The following is a 19461-nucleotide window of genomic DNA, read 5'->3' on the forward strand; positions in this document are numbered from 1 at the left end:
TGTTCCGAGCACTTAAGCGTCAGTGCGTTCCCTGGTTTTGTTGCTCCTCAGTTAGCTACATTGATAGATAATGCCCCCGAGGGTTCAGATTGGCTTCATGAAATAAAATTTGATGGATATCGAATCATGGCGTTGATTCATAATGGACATATCCGCTTAAAATCACGTAATAACAAAGATTGGACCAATGATCTATTACCCATAGTAGACGCACTTAAAAAATTGACTTTGCCTCAAGCTATCTTAGATGGAGAGGTCGTTTTACTCGATGAAGAGGGAAAATCGAATTTTCAATTATTACAAAATACAATTAAAGTAAACCCTAACGCTCCTTTTGTTTATTATCTATTCGATATTTTGTATTACGATCAATTCGATTTAAGAACTTTATCTTTATTAAAGCGCAAAGCAATTTTAAAAAATGTGTTGGAAGGGCAAGATAAAACACTGCGCTTTAGTGATCATATTATCGGTGAAGGGCGTTTCCTTTTTCATCGCGCTTGCGAACTTGGACTTGAAGGGATAATTTCCAAACAAATAGATAGTCCCTATATATCAGGACGTAGTAAAAGATGGCTTAAGATCAAATGTTTGTTGCGACAAGAATTTATTATTGGAGGATATTCAATACCTACAGGTTCTCGTAACTATTTCCGTGCCTTGTACCTTGGAGTTTATAATGAGCAGGGAGAGTTGATTTATACAGGAAATGTGGGAACTGGTTTCACTGAGTCATCGCTTAAGGAAATTTTTTCTTTATTACAAAAAATTATTGTGGAACAGAAACCGTTTAATGAGGATATTCCTGGATCTCACGGAGTGATTTGGGTGCAACCTAAATTGGTGGCAGAGATCGAGTTTACTCATTGGACTGAAGGGGGGCATTTGCGACACCCAAGTTTCAAAGGGCTGCGGTTGGATAAAAAACCTGAAGAGGTTTTTCGTGAACACCAGGCCGCATTGGAAAAGAAAAGCAACAATATGGAACAGGTCAATGTGAAAAAAGTTAACGCTCATTCCTTTAAAATAAGAATGACTCATCCTGATAAAGTTGTTTATCCCGAAGATGGTATTACCAAAAGGGACTTATTGAATTATTACGAATCTGTTTGTGATTACATGATGCCATTTATCAAGGATAGGCCGTTATCATTACTTCGTTGTCCTGAAAACTGGCATGATTGTTTTTTTCAACGTCATTATATTGATTCAACGCCAAAAGTTTTAAAGTCGGTGCCTATAGAAACTAAAGATAAGAAAGAACCCTATGTTTATTTAAATACAATAGAAGGACTTTTAAGTTTAGTACAAATGAATGTTTTGGAAATTCATCCTTGGGGTAGTTTAATTGGCCATATAGAAAAACCGGATTTTATTGTATTTGACTTAGATCCTGGCCCGTCAATAACTTGGGAAGCAATTGTTAAAGCAGCTTTTGAAATTAAAACGCACTTGAATGAATTTAAACTAACCTCTTTTGTAAAAACAACAGGGGGCAAAGGATTGCATGTGGTCGTGCCTATTGAGCCCGAATATGATTGGGATGAGGTAAAAAATTTTACACATGTTTTTGCCGAGTTTATGGCGCGAATTAATCCAAATCAATATACTAGTACTATGAGTAAGGCTAAGCGAGGCGGTAGAATATTCGTTGATTTTTTGCGAAATCAACGAGGAGCAACGGCAATTAGCCCTTATTCTACGAGAGCGCGGTCTCATGCCCCTGTTGCTGTACCTATTCATTGGGACGAGCTGAGTAAAGATAAACGAGATAGTGAATTTACAATTAAAACAGTACCTCAACGATTAGAAAAATTAAAGGAAGATCCTTGGGAAGATTATTGGAACATAAAACAATCTTTGCGCTTGGACTCGATTCTTTGAGTGCGCTCATTGAAATTATGATTATTGCTCAGGATTGTTAAATGTCAATCGTACCAAACGTTCTAATACTTGTGCATCATGAGGGGCGACCACTTTCTGATCGTTATCTAAATAGCAAAAAATTTTTTTAACTTGTTTGTGCCATTTGGCAAATTTACAAGCATAATTTAAAAGCGCTTTTTCTTCATAATGACCAGTATATGGCTCGAGATGCGGTCCATGTAACCGTAAATAGATAAAATCACTGGTTATAATTTCTGGACACTGATATCCCTTATAATCATAAAAACAAAGCGCAATATTGTTTTTGGCGAGTAAATCATAAACTTCCTGACATAACCAACTTTTATTTCTAAACTCAAATGTGTAATGAAATGATTCAGGTAGGGTTTTAATAAACTGCTCTAGACGCTCCAGATTAAGAGGCCAATATGGTGGGAGTTGAAACAAAATAGGTCCTAGTTTTTCTTCTAATCCTGCAAGTACTTGCAACAAATAAAGAGTACTATCCTGAACTTCTTTAAGCATTTTTATATGCGTTAAATAACGACTGGCTTTACAGGAAAAAATAAATTGATTCGGAGTTGTTTCTTTCCATTTTGTAATGGATTTCGGGGTAGGTATGCGATAAAAACTGCTATTTAGCTCTACTGAATTAAAGATACTGGTATAGTAGGCTAATTCATCTTTTTCTGCGAGAGATTTAGGGTAGAAAATCTCTTTCCAACCTTTATATACCCATCCTGAGGTACCGATATGAATAAATCGCATTACCAACCCCTTTTGGGTACTATTCCTGGTAGGAAATGCCCAGCAAGTTCAAGCCCCGTTCGATATCATCAGCGACCATAGGCCTGGATAGCAGATATTCCCCGGTATGATCGGTCAATTCATCCTGAGCGAAGTTTAAGGCCTCATCCCATTCATCCTGAGTGTAATCTCCACGACCTAAATACATTAATGCAACTAAGGTTGCCTGTTGATCGGGTCGTAAATTATCGATAAATTCTGTTATTTCTTGATAAACTGGATCATCTTGATAATCAGCTAACACATAGAGTGAATCCATTTCGTCGGTGACATCAGGAAAACTGACGTCTTCCTTGGCCTGAAATTGCCGTGTTTTATAAAGAAGGTCACCAATTGTTTCAGTATCAAGATTCAACATACTTCTCTCCTTATTCATATGTTTTCAATAAATCATAGCTTAAATAAAATATAGTTTATTAATCGCGATCCTCAAGCTAATAATTTACTTATTCAGGACTTACGAAAAACCCCAATCGCTTCGTTAAAAAATGTTTTTATTTCGGTCATTTAGTATATTCTAAACTCCCTCATTAAAAACATTTTTTGCCTCGACCTTGGAGTTTTCCTAAGTCCTGTGTATGTGATTCTTGGCGTGCTTATTCATATCTTGATGAGAAAATATAGAACTCGCATGAGTTCTATAAAATTCACTAACGAGATTTTGTATGATATGAGGAGCTTATTTGAGTCAATTCTTCTAATTCAGATTCAAAAGTTAATTCAGAATAAGTTTTAGGCCTTACCTGTGAAATTATCGTTAATATTCCATGCTCAAATAAGTGCATGAGTTGTGTTCTATCTGAGCTATTTTTCACATTATAAATTTGGCTACGGATATCGCGTAAACCTTCCCAATCAAAATTGGGTTTATCGACGTTAAAGTAATTTGTAAAAAGAATCAAAGCTTCTTGTTCTAGCGACTCTAGTTGCTTACACAAGGGTTTATACGTGTTAATTTCATTATTAAAATCGGACAAGTAAATTATTTTAGGATGAAAAGTAGCGATTTGTGTAAAGACTTTTTGATAACGTTCCATCAATTTAATTTTTTCTTGGTTTAACGGCAATGCTTGAATTGAAATTTGAACACTTTTAAGTAACGAAAAGTTAAAGGATTTTGGTTCGGTCAGATAATGGGTTTTACCATATAAATAAATCTTTGCAGTTTCTTCTAACTGCTCTAAATCGCTGAGAAGGGCTAAGGGTATCATGTTATTATTTATCAGTATTATTAATGAAAACTTATTGTACATTATTTTTGATTGAGTTCAATATGATGACTCCATGAACAATAATTAACGTTCTGATAAAAAAATAATTTTTTAAAAAGTTTGGAAAATAAGCCATAATAAATAGAGGTGAATTTATTGATTTATTTAATTCAATAACTATATTTAGTATATTATTTTGGGTTACATTTTCTTATATAACGTTGTTACTAAGGAGGGTATTAACATGAAAAGTTCCGGTGAAGATAGAACGTATACTCCTAAAGACCATCTTGAGGCAGCTGCAAGCCAATTATTAAACGAAGGGAAAAGAAAGGCGAATCAATTGTACGAGGAAGGGGTACATAAGGTCAATGACGTAGAGGAGAGCGTCAAGGAGTATTCTGATCATTTAGTGAAGAAAGTACAGGAAAATCCATTAACTTCTATTTTAATTGCTGGAGGAATAGGCTTTTTGTTATCTCGATTACTGAAAAAATAATGGAAGCCTTAAAACAGTTAGAAGCTCTTATTTCTGCAAAAATATCTGTTGTTAAAACAGTTTGCTCTTTAATTCGCCTTGAAGCAAGATTAGCAGGGCTTAGCGTTTTTCCTTTGTTGTTAAATATATGCATGTTGTTCGTTGTGTTAATTACAGTCTGGTTAACGGCGATGTGCTTAATTGGGTATCTTGTATTCCTGGTTACAGGATCTTGGGTTCTTTTGGCTTCTCATCGTCTTCTGGTCTCTATTTCTCTTGTTTTTCTGCTTAATGGAGGATTATTACTAGGATTACTTAAGTACCTTTCCTTTAACTTAAATAGTATGAGCTTTCCAAAAACAAGAGAATATTTTTCGCAAAAGAGTGTTGAACATGAAAAACTCGAGAAAGCAGATAATAGCGCAAATTGAATTAATGAGTAAGACGCTAAAGTCTCAGAAAAGCAAGGTGATTGAACACCAAAAATATTTTACAGACAGTGCGATAACTCGCTATCACCTAACACCCCTGATACTGCTGATTTCCGCGTTTTTTATAGGCTGGAGAGCTGAGCGAAAACAATGGAGTGGTAAAGTGATGCGGCAAATAGTGGATATAGGGAAATTAGCCGTACTTAACTCGTTTAAAAAAACATTGGTTTCTCTTTTTAAGTAATCCAAGCATACCTAGAGTTTACGGTTGTCGTTATAAATTAATTTGTGCGAACTGAGGTATATTAGAAGGCGTTACCAAATAATCCATTAAGAAATTAGGGATGCGTTGCTCCAACCAAAATTGTTTTTTCTCAGCAATAAATCCTACATGACCTCCATGCTTGCTCAATTCTAAAAGTATATCTGGAGATAACTCATCAACTTTTGGAACGGCGTCCGGTGTCATAAAAGGATCATCCAATGCATGAATAATTAAAGTAGGTGTGGCGATTTGAGATAAGTACTGTCTCGAATTGGATTTTTGATAATACTCTTTTGCATTAGCAAATCCATGTAATGGAGCAGTTATTTGCTCGTCAAATTCATGCAGGGTTTTTATTGAATACAATTTTTGTTTGGAAAGTGGTAATTGGCAATTGATAACATCCAATTTTTGTAAAAATACAGTACGTAATCTTTCTAACAAACTGGCTTGATACACACGAGAAAATCCTTTATTTATCTTTTGAACCACCGTCTCCAATTGAAAGGGTACAGAAACCGCAACAGCTGCGTCAATTAGAGATTGAGAGCCGATTTCTCCTAACCATTTGAGGAGTATATTGCCGCCTAATGAAATACCTACTACAGCTTTTTTGGTTGAGTGTTCTCTAACGTTCAGTACATTGAGAAAATAAGCCAAATCTGCGGTATCGCCTCCGTAGTAGGCGCGTGGTAGACGATTGGGTTCACCACTTGCGCCACGAAAATTCATTAATACTGCTCGATAACCTGATTTATTGAATGCATCGAATAAAGTCGAAACATAAGCCGAATTGATATTACCGCCTAATCCGTGAAGTAGGATAATTAAAGGAGTATTGTTGCCTAATCCATTAGTTTTCCAGGCTAAATCAATAAAATCACCATCAGGTAACTCCATACGTTCATAAGAGTCAATAGAGGTATTTGTTCGATGAGTTAAAGTTCGATACAGAGTCTGTCCATGATTATTGGTAAGCCACCAAAGCGGCTTAAATTCACTATGAATGATCATGCTCTGTTACCTATTAATTGAATTTTATTTAATCTTTTTAATTTTAGTTTAACCTATGAGTATAAAATAACACTAGAAAGAAATAAATGAGTACTAAAGTGTAGTTTATGTTGAATTTTCATTGCTAAAGTAGTCATCTGCATTTAAATTATCTTATTCAGGGAGCATTTTTTCAATAGATTCAGTAATTACGATCTTTGAAGGTGAGTTTTCTATAAAGGGAGATTTGATGCAAGTCAAGGCAGCAATAGCATATGAGGCTGGGAAGCCGTTAGTGATAGAAACAGTTGATTTGGAAGGCCCCAAAAAAGGAGAAGTACTTGTTGAAATTAAGGCCACAGGGGTTTGTCATACAGATTCATTTACATTATCTGGCGATGATCCTGAAGGTATGTTCCCAGTTATTTTAGGACATGAAGGTGCTGGTATTGTTGTCGATGTTGGCCCAGAAGTAACCTCACTCAAACCAGGTGATCATGTAATTCCTTTGTATACACCAGAATGTCGTCAGTGTGACTATTGTCTTTCCCAGAAAACTAATCTTTGTCAGGCAATTCGAGCAACACAAGGTCAGGGGGTGATGCCTGATGGAACAAGTCGTTTCAGCCTTAATGGGGAAAAGATTTTCCATTATATGGGGACATCAACTTTTGCTAATTATATTGTATTACCTGAAATTGCTGTTGCGAAAATTCGTGAGGATGCTCCTTTTGAAAAAGTATGTTATATCGGCTGTGGCGTTACTACAGGTGTAGGGGCGGTAATTTATACTGCAAAAGTAACCCCAGGTTCCCGTGTTGTTGTTTTTGGCTTAGGCGGCATAGGTCTTAATGTAATACAGGCTGCTCGTATGGTTGGTGCAGATCAGATCGTAGGTGTCGATATTAATCCAGATCGACGAGCTTTGGCTGAAAAAATGGGAATGACTGACTTTGTTAATCCTCTGGAAGTGGATAATGACTTGGTCGCATATCTTGTTGGACTGACCAAAGGAGGAGCCGATTACAGTTTTGAATGTGTTGGTGATGTAAAATTAATGCGTCAGGCATTGGAATGTTGTCATAAAGGATGGGGCGTTTGTACCATAGTTGGTGTTGCAGGTGCAGGAAAGGAGATATCCACCAGACCATTCCAATTGGTCACTGGTCGAGTTTGGAAGGGCTCGGCATTTGGCGGAGCACGTGGGCGTACTGATGTACCAAAAATTGTTGATTGGTATATGGATGGGAAAATCAATATTGATGATTTAATTACTCATGTTCTGCCTTTTGAACAGATAAATCACTCCTTTAACCTAATGAAGCAAGGACAATCAATTCGTACAGTGCTGACTTATGAGGGATAAAACTATATGACTCTTGAACTTATTGAAGAACATTATTGTTTTGATGGTATTCAACGAGTATACACCCACCAATCCAAAGTAACCCATTGTACTATGCGTTTTGGCCTTTTTTTGCCTCCTCACGCGCAGCAACAAAGCGTCCCTGTCCTATATTGGCTTTCAGGATTAACCTGCACGGAGCAAAATTTTATTACTAAAGCTGGGGCACAACGCATCGCTGCTCATTTAGGTATAGCACTTGTTGTACCCGATACGAGCCCTCGAGGAATTAATTTGCCAGGGGATCGGGATAGTTATGATTTTGGTATTGGTGCTGGATTCTACCTGGATGCCACGCAAGCACCCTGGTCAAAGTATTATAATATGGCCACTTATGTACATGAGGAATTGCCAGATTTGCTTTTGCAACATGCTCCGCTGAATCATCACGCTTGCGGTATCTTTGGCCATTCAATGGGAGGGCATGGGGCGCTTACTTTGGCATTGAAAAATCCCGAGCAATATCGCTCTGTTTCTGCATTTTCACCTATTTGTGCGCCATCTCAATGCCAATGGGGGCAAAAAGTGTTTACTGGTTATTTGGGGACAGACAAGAAACAATGGAAGGAGTATGATGCTTGCGAACTCATCATGGAGAGGGGATGGCCTCATCAGTGCATTTTAATCGATCAAGGTATTCAGGATCCTTATTTGAAAGAGCAACTCAAACCTGAATTATTTCAGGCAGCATGTTCGCAAGCTCAGGTTGCGCTTAATTTGCGTATGCATGAAGGATATGATCATAGTTATTATTTTATCGCAAGTTTTATCGAGGATCATTTAAATTTTCACGCATCAAAATTGTATGAACGTCATTAATGAATTCATGTGCAGAAGTGTATGGAGCAAAAACACTTCTGCATGAAAATGTTTTGTTATAAGCTGAGCGCAGTTTTTAGTTAGAAAAATGATGTATTCAACTCCTTCTTTAATTTTTAAACAGACAACTTTCTTCTTCGAGATATCCATTTAAAAATGCGCCATATCCATAGGCAGGTTGAATATCACCAGGGCCAGAGTACTTCGTTGCAACAAATAAATTATCTATAATTTCATCCAGCTTTTTAGGATTATCAAATAGTGCGATAGCGATATTTAGAGGTAATTTGTTTTGGAAGCCGTTTGAATAAATTACATAAAGATTACCATCAGGAGTAATATAGATACTGGTAATATAGCCTGGAGGGTATCCATTTCCATATAATGAGCTAACTTGAAAAGGAGTTGCATGTTGTGTAGAGCCTTCAAAATCAATGGTAATTTTTTGCATCCCTTGTTCCGTAATCCATTCCATATCCTTAAGGCCCGCTTGCTCAATGAGTTTACCTTCGGGATTGAAAATTAATTTGCCAGTTGCGATATTCATCGTATCTATGGTGACATCCGTTTGCCACGAATTAAAATCTAACTTTCTAAGATGTGCTTTTAACTCATGTGAGCTGCCAATAGAGTCATAAGCAGAGGCGGAGATATAATAGTCTTGGTTTATTGAGCTTGATGCATCAAGGTTCAATTGTACTTGGATCATATCAGTTGCATGAACACGCGAATCTTCCATATTGACTTGAATTTTACTTAAAGAACCGAAAGGACTCTCCGGATCAATGCCTTGTACATATTCTCCAGTTTGAGTAACCAAATAGGCTTCTGAATCAAGAACAAAAGAACCATATCGGGTATAATACAGATCATTTCCTTTTCCGCGTTTTAGCACAAAGTAACCTTTGTTGAGTATTGAAACGTCTAAAGGATGATTGGTTTTAGTGTACCTGCAAGAATTAATAACTATAGCTGAATTATTGAGATTTCCTAAATAATTTGCATAGACAAAAGAAGAATATGAAGCAAACAACGCCACAAAGCATATAATTTTTTTCATTTAAGTCCTTTTAATAACGAATTAAGTTTTTGATATAATTATTAAATTTTAGATTAATATTCTGGGAAAGTTACTTCCGGAAAAGTCTAAACTAATTAAAAATTACTTGTCAACTGAGGTTTTTTATAAAGTAAGCTATTCAGTTGGCAATCGGATTTCGGGGGGGGGGAGTTTTTGCAAAACGGTTTTTATGTCTGTTTTTTAGTCAGAAAATCCTGATTAGTTGAGAACAGATTAATTCTCTTTGAGAAAATTAAACAATGTGTATCCTGTTTCTTCGTAATGAAGTATTATCTTGCCAGGTGTCTTGCTGGATTCTCATTAGGTTTTAGTATCATGAAAAAAGTATTATGTCTAACCGCATTGATGATGGTATTGAACCATTCAAGCTTTGCATATCCACTGCCAAATCCGTTTCCTCCATTTCGTATTGCGGGAAACTTGTACTATGTAGGTACTGATGATCTGGCAAGTTACTTGATTGTCACACCGAGAGGGAACATTTTGATCAATAGTGATCTTGAGGCTAATGTTCCCATGATTAAAGCCAGTATAGAAAAACTAGGTTTTAAATTCAGTGATACTAAAATTTTGCTGATTAGTCATGCTCATTTTGATCATGCTGCCGGTAGCGAATTAATTAAGCAACAAACAAAAGCAAAATATATGGTCATGGACGAGGATGTTTCTGTGATCCTGTCTGGCGGTAAATCTGATTTTCATTATGCCAATGATTCCAGCACTTATTTTACTCAAAGTACTGTGGATAAGGTTCTTCACGACGGAGAAGGGGTGGAATTAGGAGGGACTGTATTAACCGCTCATCTGACTCCTGGACACACTAAAGGCTGTACCACCTGGACAATGAAACTAAAAGATCATGGCAAGCAATATCAGGCTGTAATTATAGGAAGTATTGGCGTAAATCCTGGGTATAAACTGGTTGATAATATAACTTATCCAAAAATTGCCGATGATTATAAGCACTCCATAAAGGTACTGGAATCACTGCGTTGTGATATTTTTCTGGGAGCCCATGCCGGAATGTTTGAGCTGAAGAAAAAATATACATTATTGCGAAAAGGTAAAAAAAATCCCTTTGTTGATCCCGAGGGCTGCAAAAAATATATTGAACAAAAGGCAGAGGATTTTTACACAGAACTTAAGAAGCAAGAAACTGCTTAATCGTTCGGGATAGCAGTCTCTAATAAATAAATGATTAGCCTAAGTTCCGTAACAGATGTGAGGTATATCTGAAATCCCAAGCCTACGCAGCGGAATCTAGGTTAGGCATTTCATGTTCTGTTTTTACAAAAACAATCCACTAAATGATCATCGACCATACCAACTGCTTGCATATAAGCATACATGATTGTTGAACCGACAAAACTCATTCCTCTTTTTTTCAAATCTTTAGATAAGGCATCTGATTCTGTTGTACTCGCAGGGACTTCTTGGAGCGTTTTAGGATAATTTATTTTAGGAGTTCCATTCACAAATCCCCAGACATAATTGTCAAAGGATCCAAATTCCTGTGCAATTTTTAGAAATACTAAGGCATTTTTGCGAGCTGAGAATATCTTAAGACGATTACGAATAATTCCTGAATCAGTCAGCAAGGTATTTAATTCCTCATCAGCCATCTTTGCAACAGCATTTGGATCAAATTGTTTGAATGCCTTGCGGTAGCCCTCACGACGTTTGAGTATTGTCTCCCAGCTCAATCCTGCTTGTGCTCCTTCCAGTAAGAGCATTTCGAAGTGCTTATGATCATCATGTACAGGAATACCCCATTCCATATCATGGTACTGTTCATAATGAGGTTTACCAATTCCAACCCACGTACAACGTTTCATAATGAGCAATTTCTCCTCTACGATCTGTATTTAGTGCAGTTACGCTGATTTTTTATAAATTCTTTTTTTAATCATAACGTTTTTGAGATATAAAGACTATTTTAATCAGCTTTTGAGCCATTGTTTGCCTGATAAACAATGGCTTCGTCTTGTATTTGTTCGGGAATGTCTTAAAATTCACTACATACGATAACTTTATATTTATTTAGAGAGCTTCATGTCCGATTTTTATCAGGATTTTAATACAAGACGAACCTTCGCGATTATTTCTCACCCTGACGCAGGTAAAACAACCGTAACCGAGAAATTACTGTTATTCGGAGGTGCAATTCAATTGGCAGGAACTGTTAAAGGACGTAAAGCCGATCGACATGCGACTTCAGATTGGATGGAAATGGAAAAAGAACGCGGTATTTCTATTACTACTTCAGTGATGCAGTTTGTTCATAATCAGCATGTCATGAATTTGTTAGATACCCCAGGGCATGAGGACTTTTCTGAAGACACCTATCGTACCTTGACGGCAGTGGATTCGGCGTTAATGGTTATTGACGTTGCTAAAGGAGTAGAAGATCGAACCGTTAAATTGATGGAAGTATGTCGTCTGCGTGATACGCCAATTATGACCTTTATTAATAAGCTGGATCGTGAAGGCCGTGACCCCATTGATTTACTTGATGAGGTTGAATCAGTTTTAGGCATTCAATGTGCTCCGGTTACCTGGCCTGTAGGTATGGGAAAGCGCTTTAAAGGTATTTATCATCGTTATGAAGATACAGTTTATTTATATCAGCCTGGTAAGAATGCACAAAAGCAAGATGCGATGCAAATTAAAGGACTGGATAATCCGCAACTGGATGAACTATTAGGTGATAGTGCTCAGGAGTTGCGCGATGAAATTGAGTTAGTTAAGGGCGCTTCCCATGAATTTAATTTGCAGGATTATTTAGCGGGAAAAATGACACCGGTTTATTTTGGTTCTGCAATTAATAATTTTGGAATCAAAGAGTTACTGGATGATTATGTGCGTTATGCTCCAGGTCCACAACCTCGAACAGCTCAAGAGAGGACTGTATCAGCAGATGAGGAGAACTTTACTGGGTTTGTGTTTAAAATCCAGGCTAATATGGATCCAAAGCATAGAGACCGGATTGCTTTTTTGCGCATCTGTTCAGGAGCCTACAGGAAAGGAATGAAAATCAACCACCTGCGTATTGGCAAAGAAGTGCAAATTTCTAATGCGTTAACCTTTATGGCTGGTGATCGTTCACACACAGAAATTGCTTTATCTGGCGATATTATTGGTTTACATAATCATGGAACAATTCGAATAGGGGACACTTTTACTCAAGGTGAACAATTAAAATTTACGGGTATTCCCAATTTTGCTCCTGAGTTGTTTCGATTGGTACGCTTAAAAGATCCATTAAAGAGTAAGGCTTTATTAAAAGGTTTAATTGAATTATCTGAAGAAGGCGCGACTCAGGTATTCAGGCCATTAAATAGCAACCAATTAATCTTGGGTGCGGTTGGTGTGTTACAGTTTGATGTCGTAGCGCATCGTTTGAAACATGAATATAAAGTAGATTGTATTTATGAAACAGTAAATGTTTCCTGTGCTCGTTGGGTTTATTCTGATGATGATAAGGCAATGAGTGAATTTCGAACAAAAGCATATGACTATTTGGCTTTGGATGGAAGTGATGCCTTAATGTATCTTGCTCCGACGCGTGTTAATTTGACCATGGCTGAAGAGCGATATCCCAAAATTAAATTCCATGCAACGCGGGAACATTAGAGAGCAGCTAATATTATTGTAGCCTGGTGCAACGAAGAAAAACTCGGCTTTGCAGCGATCAAAATTTTCGGATTTCGCTTCGCTGCACCGAGGCAAGATAGAGCAAATTTAAAATGCTATTTCTAAAATAGAGGTTTATTAAGCAGTGCACGTTGCTTTTACAGTGTGCGCACCGAAATTGGTAATTTCAACTTTTGCTCCAGATTCAGCGCTTAACTTAAGATTTTCACCTGGATGAACAGTGATTCGTAACGATTCTCCTGCAGACAAGCTGATGTCATTAACTTTTCCTTTTTTAGCTAATGCTACAACTAAAAGTTCATTCCCTTCATCTTCGGTAGCGATTTTACAATTGGCTTCTACTGGCCAGAAAAGGTAATTAAGAAATATTTGCGGATCATTGCTAGGTAATTCATATTCAATCGTAACTCCTCGTTGGAGCAAATGACTTTCCGTAGAATACGCGCTTGTACTTATAGATGCGGCAATACACAGTAAGCCAAGTCCAAATTTTCGTAACATTATATAACTCCACAATGATAATAACCGAGTTAAGATACATTTATTTTATTGGTATGGCAAATTAATATCTTGTTGAGGCACAAGGGAGTGGCTGAGAACCGGGGCATGAAAGGAGGGGGGCTAAGTCTACGTTTGCCCCCCCAGGTTATTATTTTATATGTGGTTTATAAGGTTTCCAGGGCTTTAGCAATGGATTCAGTCATTGCTTTTGCATCGCCAAAAAGCATGTACGTATTATCATGATAAAACAGTTCATTTTCCACACCGGCATAGCCTGGTGCCAAACTTCGTTTAACAAACAATACGTTTCTGGCTTTTTCTACTTCTAAAACGGGCATACCATAAATTGGTGAGCCAGGATCTGTTTTTGCTGCAGGGTTCGTTATATCATTTGCCCCAATTACATAAGCAACGTCACAGCTTGCAAAATCACGGTTAATTTCGCTTTGTTCAAAAACTCTATCATAGGGAATATTGGCTTCTGCAAGTAATACATTCATGTGGCCAGGCATGCGACCGGCGACAGGATGAATTGCAAAGCGAACTTTTATATTGCGGTGTTCTAGAGCATCAACCAATTCTTTGACTGCATGTTGCGCATGCGCTACTGCCATTCCATATCCAGGAACAATGATGACATCTTTAGCATTACTTAAGAGGAATGCTGCATCTTCACCATTACCTTGACGTACAGTACGTGACTCATTTGTTGTGTTAGTTTGCGAATTAGCTGCTGATGATTGGATACCGCCAAAAATTACATTAAAAATGGAACGGTTCATTCCAACACACATGATGTAGCTCAGAATAGCCCCACTCGCACCCACCAGCGCACCTGTAATAACAAGTAAATGATTACTGAGTGTAAACCCGATACCTGCTGCAGCCCATCCAGAATACGAGTTAAGCATTGATATAACTACTGGCATGTCTGCGCCACCAATAGGAATAATGAGCAATACGCCAATTATAAAAGCAAAACTGGCCATGATACTAAAAAGCATGAGGGTTTGGTTAATAAAAAACAAAACCAATAAAACAAGGATTGCTAATGCCATAATAAGATTAATTGCATTATGGCCTATGAGTTTGATAGGTTTGCCCGACATAATTCCTTGCAATTTGAGAAAGGCGATCACGGAACCTGAAAAAGTAATGGCTCCTATAATCAAGCCAAGACTCATTTCGATAAGGCTTGCTTTAGCAATTGCGCCTGGGACGCCAATATGAAATGAAGTAGGGGAGAGAAAAGCACAAAAAGCAACTAAAACTGCTGCCATCCCTACCAATGAGTGAAATGCCGCGACAAGTTGTGGGATTGCAGTCATATTAATTTTTAAGGCAATATAAGTTCCAATGATGCCTCCTGCAATCATTAAGCTAATGAGTAAGGGCTGATGATAAGTCGTTGACATCATCAAGGTTGAACCTACCGCAAGGATCATACCGGCAATTCCTAACAGATTTCCTCGTCTTGCAGACGCAGGGCTTGCCAAGCCTTTTAGCGCCAGTATGAAACACACAGCAGATAAGAGATAAAATAAAGGAACCAGGGTTGTCATGAAAAATCATCCTTAATTTCGTAGGGCCTATTAATAATTCTTCTATCTTGGCCAATCTGTCCTGATATTCTGAGTTTTGTGCTCGAAAATCAGATCATTTTGGCTCAACCTAGCGAAAGCAAGCAGACCCTAACTATTTTATTTTGTGTAATGACTCTATTGAGCCAACTTAGGAAATTGCAGTCTGAGATCCAGCATTTAGCTGCAAAAGTTCCAGATTTAGTTCCACTCTGGATAGAATTTCCTAGCTGCCACGTTGATGAGCTATTACCTATTTTTTATACATACGCAACATGCGTTGGGTTACCACAAAACCACCAAAAATATTAATTGAGGCAATGAATATAGCTAAACCGCCGATCCAGGTGATGTCGCCAATAAACTGGCTTCCAGCAGCAATAAGTGCCCCTAAAACAATAATACTGGATATTGCATTGGTTACGGACATTAATGGGGTATGTAAGGCGGGTGTGACCTTCCACACTACATAATACCCAACAAAGCAGGCCAAAACGAAAATAGTGAGTATGGTAATGTATGGATCACCTAAGGTGTTAATCTCATGCATTTTGAGTCTCCTTTATTGCCTGAAATGGTAGATATTGATTTTGATGACAAAGCACTGCTTGTTGAATAATTTCATCGTTGGGATTTAATGTGATTTCTGGAGGAGTCGGCGCCAAAAGATTAATAAGATGGACTAGATTATTGGCGTATAGTTCACTCGCAGTAGCTGGAACTAGCCCTGCCAGGTTACTTAGGCCGACTATGGTAACTTCCTCATGTTTTATAGTTTTATCAAGAACGCTGACTTCACAATTTCCTCCTCGGGCAGTTGCGAGATCAACAACAACTGATCCAGGTTTCATTTGTTCTACAGTTTTTTTATACACTAAAATCGGAGCTTTTCGGCCAGGGATTAAGGCCGTGGAAATGACGATATCTGATAATTTGGCATATTGATCAATAAGTTCTGCTTGAAGTTTTTTATATTCTTCACTAACTTCTGAAGCATAGCCTCCTTTAGTTTCACTATCTTGATCTTGGCTTACCTCAATAAATTCGGCACCTAAACTTTCGACCTGCTCTTTGGCTGCTCGCCTTACATCGAATGCATAAACCACAGCACCTAAACGTTTAGCTGTTGCGATCGCCTGTAAACCCGCAACACCAGCGCCAAGAACGAGTACCTTCGCTGGTTGAATCATCCCTGCTGCGGTCATCATCATGGGAATGGCTCGATGAAATTCAGAGCAAGCTTCTAACACAGCTCTATAACCGGCCAAATTTGCTTGTGAAGATAGACTATCCATGCTTTGCGCACGACTGATCCGCGGTATAAGATTCATTGAAATCAGGGTAACTTGCTTTTCCTTGCACCAGGTAATTAATTTGCTTTGTGGGTCATTATCGATATGACCTATTACCAAGGCACCTTGAGGCAAGCCTTCCAAGTCTTGGGGAGCTGGTTCATTAATACAAAGAAGAATATTGGCAGTCTCGAGTATGTTTTTTTTATCACGAATTTGGACACCGACTTGTTCGTAATCCCGATCATTGAAACTTGCAGCAAGTCCTGCGTTTTTTTCTATAGCGACATCAAAGCCTAATTTGATAAAGTGCTTTGCTGAGCCAGGAGTAATGGCTACCCGGGTTTCATTGTCGGGCGCCAGTAAAGTTGCGATCATCATGGGCAAATCCTTTTTACCTAAGTATTCATTATCCTATTGTAATTTAGAATGATTTTCCAGAGTAATATGTGTAGCGTAGATATTGTAATATTGTGACCTTACGTGGAGGGATTAGTTGGTTTATTTTGTTCCTCTTGCAAACTGTCTACTTCCAAAGCCAATGCAATTTGATTGGCACAAGATTCTAAAAGCTGTATTTTCTCGGGCGTAATGAAATCGTTCTTTTTAGACGGTTGTACTCTTAAAACGCCCATGGTTCTTCGTGCACCCAGTAATGGAATAAACAGCGCATTAGAAAATGAGAGAGTATCAGTTCCCCATCCTGCTTTTTGCCCTAACTCGAATACCCACTGTGCAATACTGTATTCCTTTTCATCCAAATCTTGATGTGATTTGGCTCTTGCACGGACAACAAGATGCCCATTTTTCGGTAGTAGGGCAATGATCTCGCAGTGAAGAGTTTCTGAAATATAATTAATGCCTGTGCGAAGCAATCTGACTATTCCCCGTGTTCTGGATAACCTGCGACTCAAAGTATATAAGGCTGAAGTTTGATATTCTGTAAGGCGTGCAATTTCTGATTGACGACGAGTTACCAAGGTTAATTGACAAATAATTAATGCCATAATAAGCATCATAACAAGGGTAAAAAAATAATCTGACTGGGGAATAAAGAAACTATAATAGGGCGGAATAAAGAAATAAATATACGCAAAAATACTAAGAAAAATTCCTGAAACTGCAGGGCCTGTGCGTCCTAATAAAGCAATGCAGGTCATTCCTATTAAATAAGTTAGGGTTAAACTTGTATCATTGACTAAAGGATAAATTAAATAATTAATGAGTGTTGTGACTGCAACGATACTTGTTGATAAAAAGTAATAGAGCCAGGGAGTCATGGGTTTGGCAAGTAATTTTTTTGTTGATTTCTTGGCTCCCTCGGTCATAGTATAAACATCAATTTCACCACTGTAACGCAAAATTTCGTCTGCCAGGCTGCGAAAGAAAAAATTTCTCCAACGAGTACGAATCTGTTTGCAGATCATAATCAGGGTGACATTTTGCTCTCGGGAAAAATTAATAATTTCTTTGACAAGGTCATACCCTATTAAAATATGAGTTTCAGCCCCCAATTGCTCTGCAAAAAATAAATTTTTTATGGCTTGATCCCGCTGCGTTGTCGATAGATGAGTCCGCGTAGAATCTACATATACTGCAATCCAATCTGCTTGTAAACTGGTAGCCATTTTTTTGGCTGCTCGAATCAATTTATGTGATTCCGGACCTGGGCCAACGCAAACGAGTATCTTCTCCATGCTTGGCCAAATATGTTTAATACCTTGGCCTTGCCTGTATAAAAGTACCTGGGTATTTACCCGTTTTGCCAGAGTTCGTAATGTCAACTCACGTAATGCCATTAAATTGCCTTTACGGAAATAAAATTCAGCAGCAAGTCGGGCTTGTTTGGGGACGTATACTTTGCCCTCGGACAGACGTTTTAATAAATCTTCAGGAGCTAAATCGACTAATTCGATAGTGTTCGCTCGTTCTATCATGGCATCAGGAATTGTTTCTTGAACTGGCGCATGAATGATTTGTGAGACGTCATCATTGAGACTTTCTATATGTTGAACATTAAGAGTGGTATAGACATTAATACCACGGTCGAGCAATTCTTTAATATCTTGCCAGCGTTTTTTATGCCGGACGCCGGTCACATTTGTATGTGCCATTTCATCAATGAGAATTAATCCTGGATTTCTTTTTAATGATGCATCCAGATCAAATTCTTGTAACTGTTTACCGTGATATTCAATTGTGATTTTGGGCAAAACTACGAAGTTTTTAAGTATTTCTTCAATTTCAATGCGACCATGAGATTCGACAATGCCTACTACTACATCTAATCCTTTAGCTTGCTCTCCCATTGCTTCATGAAGCATGGAATAAGTTTTTCCTACTCCTGGGGCAGCGCCGAGGTAGATTTTGAGTTTGCCACGTTGGTTTTGTTGCTCTTCTTTAATAACTTGTTGTAATAATGCATTGGGATCGGGGCGTTTGTCTGTCATTGATTAGTCCTTATCTGATCGAGAGCTAAATTTAGCTCCAATACACTAATTCGTGGTTCTCCTAAAAGATGCAAGGTACGTTTTTTTATTAACTGATTCACTAATTCTTGAATTTCTTGTTCTGCAATATGACGCGCTTTGGCAATACGCGGTATCTGGTAGTAGGCTGCCAGCGGGCTTATTTCCGGATCCAGACCACTGGCGGATGCAGTAACTAAATCAACGGGAATGAGTTGCTTGACCATTTTATTTTGATCTTCCAAGTTGAATTGACGCAGTCTATCAATTCGTTGTTTTACAATTGACAAAAAGTCAGGGTTAGAAGGCCCCATATTCGAACCGGAAGAATGAGCTGCATTATAAGGAAATGGAGCTGTGGCAGAAGGGCGTCCCCAGAAGTAGTTGGGTGCATCAAAGTATTGTCCAATTAATGCTGAACCAATGGGTTCGTTGTTAAGGCGTAATAAACTGCCATTTGCTTGATAAGGAAAAAAAATTTGAGCTAAAGCAGTAACTACAGCAGGATAAATTAAGCCTGTTAATAAAGAAAAAACGAGCAGGAACATTAGTGCCGTTTTTATTTGTTTTAGAGCTTCTATAACCATTT

At 38.0% G+C, this 19461-nt stretch carries 20 protein-coding genes; 8 read left to right on the forward strand and 12 right to left on the reverse strand.

Going from position 1 to position 19461, the window contains the following annotated elements; all coding sequences use genetic code 11:
* The first annotated feature begins 60 nt into the window (after positions 1-60).
* Positions 61-1884, forward strand: a complete 1824-nt coding sequence (gene ligD, locus ELY20_RS03145; RefSeq protein WP_199739187.1) for a DNA ligase D — start codon at positions 61-63, stop codon at positions 1882-1884.
* A gap of 21 nt (positions 1885-1905) precedes the next feature.
* Here the strand turns inward: ligD and ELY20_RS03150 are convergent, their stop codons facing one another.
* The 3 genes from ELY20_RS03150 to ELY20_RS03165 form a co-directional block, all read right to left on the reverse strand.
* A complete protein-coding gene (locus ELY20_RS03150) occupies positions 1906-2655 on the reverse strand; it encodes a DUF72 domain-containing protein (RefSeq protein WP_110143099.1) in 750 nt (249 codons plus the stop codon).
* A gap of 19 nt (positions 2656-2674) precedes the next feature.
* On the reverse strand, positions 2675-3052 hold the full coding sequence (locus ELY20_RS03155) for a DUF3775 domain-containing protein (RefSeq protein WP_110143098.1): 378 nt from the start codon (positions 3050-3052) through the stop codon (positions 2675-2677).
* Positions 3053-3344: 292 nt separating this feature from the next.
* The gene (locus tag ELY20_RS03165) at positions 3345-3905 is read right to left on the reverse strand and encodes a hypothetical protein (protein WP_126955375.1); all 561 of its coding nucleotides are present in this window, start codon (positions 3903-3905) and stop codon (positions 3345-3347) included.
* A gap of 244 nt (positions 3906-4149) precedes the next feature.
* Between ELY20_RS03165 and ELY20_RS03170 the strand changes: the two genes are divergently transcribed.
* Genes ELY20_RS03170 through ELY20_RS03180 form a run of 3 tightly spaced genes read left to right on the forward strand, consistent with a single transcriptional unit; the run spans position 4150 to position 5058 of the window.
* On the forward strand, positions 4150-4404 hold the full coding sequence (locus tag ELY20_RS03170; RefSeq protein ID WP_110143096.1) for a DUF883 family protein: 255 nt from the start codon (positions 4150-4152) through the stop codon (positions 4402-4404).
* Entirely contained in the window at positions 4404-4814 is a 411-nt protein-coding gene (locus tag ELY20_RS03175) for a hypothetical protein (protein ID WP_110143095.1), read from the forward strand. Before ELY20_RS03170 ends, ELY20_RS03175 begins: the two co-directional genes overlap by 1 nt.
* Complete coding sequence (locus tag ELY20_RS03180; RefSeq protein ID WP_110143094.1) at positions 4777-5058, forward strand: hypothetical protein; 282 nt, start codon at positions 4777-4779, stop codon at positions 5056-5058. Before ELY20_RS03175 ends, ELY20_RS03180 begins: the two co-directional genes overlap by 38 nt.
* 30 nt (positions 5059-5088) lie before the next feature.
* Here ELY20_RS03180 and ELY20_RS03185 read toward each other — a convergent pair whose 3' ends face one another.
* Entirely contained in the window at positions 5089-6093 is a 1005-nt protein-coding gene (locus ELY20_RS03185) for a hydrolase (protein ID WP_110143093.1), read from the reverse strand.
* A gap of 229 nt (positions 6094-6322) precedes the next feature.
* Here ELY20_RS03185 and ELY20_RS03190 point away from each other — a divergent pair, with 229 nt between their 5' ends.
* A complete protein-coding gene (locus ELY20_RS03190) occupies positions 6323-7438 on the forward strand; it encodes an S-(hydroxymethyl)glutathione dehydrogenase/class III alcohol dehydrogenase (protein WP_110143092.1) in 1116 nt (371 codons plus the stop codon).
* A gap of 6 nt (positions 7439-7444) precedes the next feature.
* Complete coding sequence (gene fghA / locus ELY20_RS03195; protein ID WP_110143091.1) at positions 7445-8296, forward strand: S-formylglutathione hydrolase; 852 nt, start codon at positions 7445-7447, stop codon at positions 8294-8296.
* A 109-nt stretch (positions 8297-8405) separates the two neighbouring features.
* Here the strand turns inward: fghA and ELY20_RS03200 are convergent, their stop codons facing one another.
* Positions 8406-9356 carry a flagellar hook-basal body complex protein gene (locus tag ELY20_RS03200; RefSeq protein ID WP_110143090.1) on the reverse strand — a complete coding sequence of 317 codons (951 nt, stop codon included), beginning with the start codon at positions 9354-9356 and terminating at the stop codon, positions 8406-8408.
* A gap of 336 nt (positions 9357-9692) precedes the next feature.
* Here ELY20_RS03200 and blaFEZ point away from each other — a divergent pair, with 336 nt between their 5' ends.
* Positions 9693-10541 (forward strand): FEZ family subclass B3 metallo-beta-lactamase, encoded by an 849-nt coding sequence (gene blaFEZ, locus ELY20_RS03205; RefSeq protein WP_110143089.1) that lies wholly within the window; start codon positions 9693-9695, stop codon positions 10539-10541.
* A 110-nt stretch (positions 10542-10651) separates the two neighbouring features.
* Here the strand turns inward: blaFEZ and ELY20_RS03210 are convergent, their stop codons facing one another.
* Positions 10652-11212: a DNA-3-methyladenine glycosylase I gene (locus ELY20_RS03210; RefSeq protein WP_110143088.1), complete on the reverse strand. Its 561-nt coding sequence runs from the start codon at positions 11210-11212 to the stop codon at positions 10652-10654.
* A 217-nt stretch (positions 11213-11429) separates the two neighbouring features.
* On the opposite strand from ELY20_RS03210, the gene ELY20_RS03215 reads away from it, so the two are divergent.
* The gene (locus ELY20_RS03215) at positions 11430-13010 is read left to right on the forward strand and encodes a peptide chain release factor 3 (protein ID WP_110143087.1); all 1581 of its coding nucleotides are present in this window, start codon (positions 11430-11432) and stop codon (positions 13008-13010) included.
* 138 nt (positions 13011-13148) lie between these two features.
* Here ELY20_RS03215 and ELY20_RS03220 read toward each other — a convergent pair whose 3' ends face one another.
* The 6 genes from ELY20_RS03220 to kdpC all read right to left on the reverse strand — a co-directional run bounded on the left by ELY20_RS03220 (position 13149) and on the right by kdpC (position 19459).
* Positions 13149-13532, reverse strand: coding sequence for a hypothetical protein (locus tag ELY20_RS03220; RefSeq protein WP_110143086.1), 384 nt, complete (start codon positions 13530-13532; stop codon positions 13149-13151).
* A gap of 164 nt (positions 13533-13696) precedes the next feature.
* A complete protein-coding gene (locus ELY20_RS03225) occupies positions 13697-15094 on the reverse strand; it encodes an NAD(P)(+) transhydrogenase (Re/Si-specific) subunit beta (RefSeq protein WP_110143085.1) in 1398 nt (465 codons plus the stop codon).
* 271 nt (positions 15095-15365) lie between these two features.
* On the reverse strand, positions 15366-15662 hold the full coding sequence (locus tag ELY20_RS03230; protein WP_058468961.1) for a proton-translocating transhydrogenase family protein: 297 nt from the start codon (positions 15660-15662) through the stop codon (positions 15366-15368).
* Positions 15655-16785: a Re/Si-specific NAD(P)(+) transhydrogenase subunit alpha gene (locus ELY20_RS03235; protein WP_110143084.1), complete on the reverse strand. Its 1131-nt coding sequence runs from the start codon at positions 16783-16785 to the stop codon at positions 15655-15657. The genes ELY20_RS03230 and ELY20_RS03235 overlap by 8 nt, the downstream gene beginning before the upstream one ends.
* 98 nt (positions 16786-16883) lie before the next feature.
* Positions 16884-18854: a DUF4118 domain-containing protein gene (locus ELY20_RS03240; RefSeq protein WP_110143083.1), complete on the reverse strand. Its 1971-nt coding sequence runs from the start codon at positions 18852-18854 to the stop codon at positions 16884-16886.
* A complete protein-coding gene (gene kdpC, locus ELY20_RS03245) occupies positions 18851-19459 on the reverse strand; it encodes a potassium-transporting ATPase subunit KdpC (protein ID WP_110143082.1) in 609 nt (202 codons plus the stop codon). The genes ELY20_RS03240 and kdpC overlap by 4 nt, the downstream gene beginning before the upstream one ends.
* Positions 19460-19461 lie beyond the last annotated feature (2 nt).

It is taken from the genome of Legionella qingyii, from assembly GCF_003990155.1.
Classification (GTDB): Bacteria; Pseudomonadota; Gammaproteobacteria; order Legionellales; family Legionellaceae; genus Legionella; species Legionella qingyii.